The organism is Candidatus Saccharimonadia bacterium (genome assembly GCA_035544015.1).
GTDB lineage: Bacteria > Patescibacteriota > Saccharimonadia > UBA4664 > UBA4664 > UBA5169.
In genome coordinates this window covers 1-2,494 of the sequence record DATKIP010000016.1, presented here as the reverse complement: position 1 = coordinate 2,494, position 2,494 = coordinate 1, and the positions used below count along the sequence as shown (strand labels likewise).

Sequence of the window (2,494 nt, the reverse complement as noted above, 5' to 3'; positions counted from 1 at the left end):
CAGGGCCGCATGGTACCGGGCGCGGGCGAACAGAGCTGCATGGGCGGGGGAGCCTGTTCGTCGGAATCGGTCAACCGGGCCTAGGGAATTCCCGCTTGCACTCATGGCCAAGGGGTATTAAGTTTACTGTACACCAGGCGGGATGATGCCATTGTCGCTTTCCCCAATCACTTTTCAATCAGTTCGAGTACCCGCTCGGTGTAACTTCTCGCTCTTCCAGCGCATTGCGCCAACCTGGCTGCTACTGGAAACGGACTGGGTATCGAATCATGACCGAAGCACAACGCGCAATCCGCGAGGAAGTGTACCAACACTTCAACGCGCTGCCGCACGATCACATGATCATGGCGGAGCGCAACCGCGAAGCGCTCGAAACGCTCGGGGTCTGGTAGCACCATGAAACATCTCATCTTCTCCTACATCGACCAAGGCTACCGTATCGCCGTTCTCATCAATGGCAGGCTAACCGGCCACATCATCCGCGAAAACGTCCTGTGGTTCTATCGGGTACGTGGCACCAAGATCGACGGCTTCCGCTTCCGGACCATCGGAGAGGCAATCGCCGATCTGGAAGGCGCCGGAGATTGGGTGCTGCCATCGCCTTACCACCCTGTTCGACCGGCCGCTGACCCCAAGAGCTCAGGCGTCAGCTCACTCCCCATGGGCTGACGCCCTTTTTGTCCAGTGCGTAAACCAACGCCGCCTGGCCAACATATTCGGCCGGTGCGCTTTGTGCGTTTGTCAGGAGACTTCCATGAACCACTCGATTTACAGCGCTGATCGCACGACCCACCTGAAGGTGGTGATCGTTGCCCTCATCGCCGGAATCCTAGGTCAGCGTTTCCTTGGTTCGAATCATATCAGGCGGCGTCGGCGAGTTTGTATGACCAAGTGTGGATGACGGGGTGGCGATTTACGTCGTCGATGCCGGCCATAATGCGCTCTTTGAGTTCGTGTTTTGAGGTGACCCGGATGTGGCGCAGGACCGACCGCGCGAATTTGGAGAAGAAGCCCTCGATGAGATTGAGCCACGAACCATGCTTGGGCGTGAAGGTAAACTCGAAGCGTCCAGGCGGTCGAGCGTCGAGCCAGGCTCTTGTTTCTCTCGATATGTGCGCGGAATGATTATCGAGGATCAGCTTGATCGCGGTGCTGGCCGGATAAGCGGCGTCGAGACACTTGAGGAATTCGATGAACTCCCGGCTGCGGTGGCGGTCCCTGACGAGCGCATGGACCTTCCCGGTAAGCAGGTCGATTCCGGCCAACAGGCTCAGCGTGCCATGACGTTTGTACTCGTAATCCCGCGCGAAGGTCGCGTGGACGCCGGGCTTGGGCGGCAAATCGGGTGCTGTGGTTGCGATGGCTTGGATTCCCGGCTTTTCGTCGTAGGAAACGATCGCCACTCGCTTGATGGCTTTGCGCGACTTGGCGGCGGCTCTCTTCAGAACCTGGACCTCGCGATAAACGCACAGAACCTCGGCCATCTTCTGCTCGAACTCGGCATCGCGACGTTCCAGATAGTAGCGCACCTTGTGCGGCTTGATTTCCTCCTGGCCGAGGATCTTGCACACCGTGCCTTGAACCAGCCTGGCGAGACATTCGTGCCCCGCCGTCGGGCCGTGCTCGCGTGCGTGACGTGCCAAAAGCCGCGTCGTCCACAGCTCATGCGGATAGCCGTGCTCCTTGGCCTTGTCGCACGCCAGCGACACCAACCAGGCTTTGGCCTCCGGCGTGATGACTGGTTCTTTACCCGGCCGTGGCCGATCCTCGATCGCCGCCAGCGGCCCATAGCCCAGCGCCCGCTCCACGCAGCGCTGAACCGTTTGATGGTGAACCCCAACTCTTTGCCCCACCGCACAGAACGAAGGATTCTCGCGATAGGCCAGCAGCATCTGCGCCCGCGATACCCGGCTCGCCGGCTCGGTTCGCGACCGCGAAAGAGCCGTCAATCTTTCAATCTCTTCGCAGGTCATTGCCAATTCGACTACTCGCCGCCATCCTGCCATGATGCCGCTCCTCGTTTCGCCAACCGCAAAACAAGGAATCCGCCATCAACCCATAGGTTCCATGATGCAGGTTTCATGGAATCGATCGTCTAGTCTGGCTGAAAAGCCGGTTTTGGAGACGGGGGCGACGGTGTTTGCCTTTTTGGCGGCCACTCGCATATCGCGCCTGGGCGGCAATCACCCGCTGCTCAATCCAACCTTGCTCGCAATTATTCTAATTTCGCTTGGCCTCGAAGCATCGCATGTCCCCTACGATGTTTATTTGCGCGGCGCTGACGCCATCCATTTTATGTTAGGTCCCGCGGTGGTGCTGCTGGCGGTACCTCTATTTCGTCAGAGGGCCGTTATCCGCGCCTCCGCGCGTTTGATCGCGGTGGGACTGGCTGTCGGATTGCCTGTTGGAGTCCTGAGCGCCGTAGGTCTCGCGTGGTTGTTGGGAGCAAGTTCGCAGACTATCCTCTCCCTGGCGCCCAAGTCGGTAACGGCCG

At 59.3% G+C, this 2,494-nt stretch carries 4 protein-coding genes; 3 read left to right on the top strand and 1 reads right to left on the bottom strand.

Features of this window, described 5'->3' with window-relative positions:
* Positions 1-269 precede the first annotated feature (269 nt).
* The gene (locus tag VMT30_02020) at positions 270-392 is read left to right on the top strand and encodes a hypothetical protein (protein ID HVQ43720.1); all 123 of its coding nucleotides are present in this window, start codon (positions 270-272) and stop codon (positions 390-392) included.
* 4 nt (positions 393-396) lie between these two features.
* A complete protein-coding gene (locus tag VMT30_02015; GenBank protein ID HVQ43719.1) occupies positions 397-669 on the top strand; it encodes a hypothetical protein in 273 nt (90 codons plus the stop codon).
* 191 nt (positions 670-860) lie between these two features.
* On the opposite strand, the gene VMT30_02010 is transcribed toward VMT30_02015, so the two are convergent.
* The gene (locus VMT30_02010) at positions 861-2,006 is read right to left on the bottom strand and encodes an IS630 family transposase (GenBank protein HVQ43718.1); all 1,146 of its coding nucleotides are present in this window, start codon (positions 2,004-2,006) and stop codon (positions 861-863) included.
* Here VMT30_02010 and VMT30_02005 point away from each other — a divergent pair.
* The coding region (locus VMT30_02005) for an LrgB family protein (GenBank protein HVQ43717.1) at positions 2,005-2,494 on the top strand (490 nt) is incomplete at its 3' end. The genes VMT30_02010 and VMT30_02005 overlap by 2 nt on opposite strands.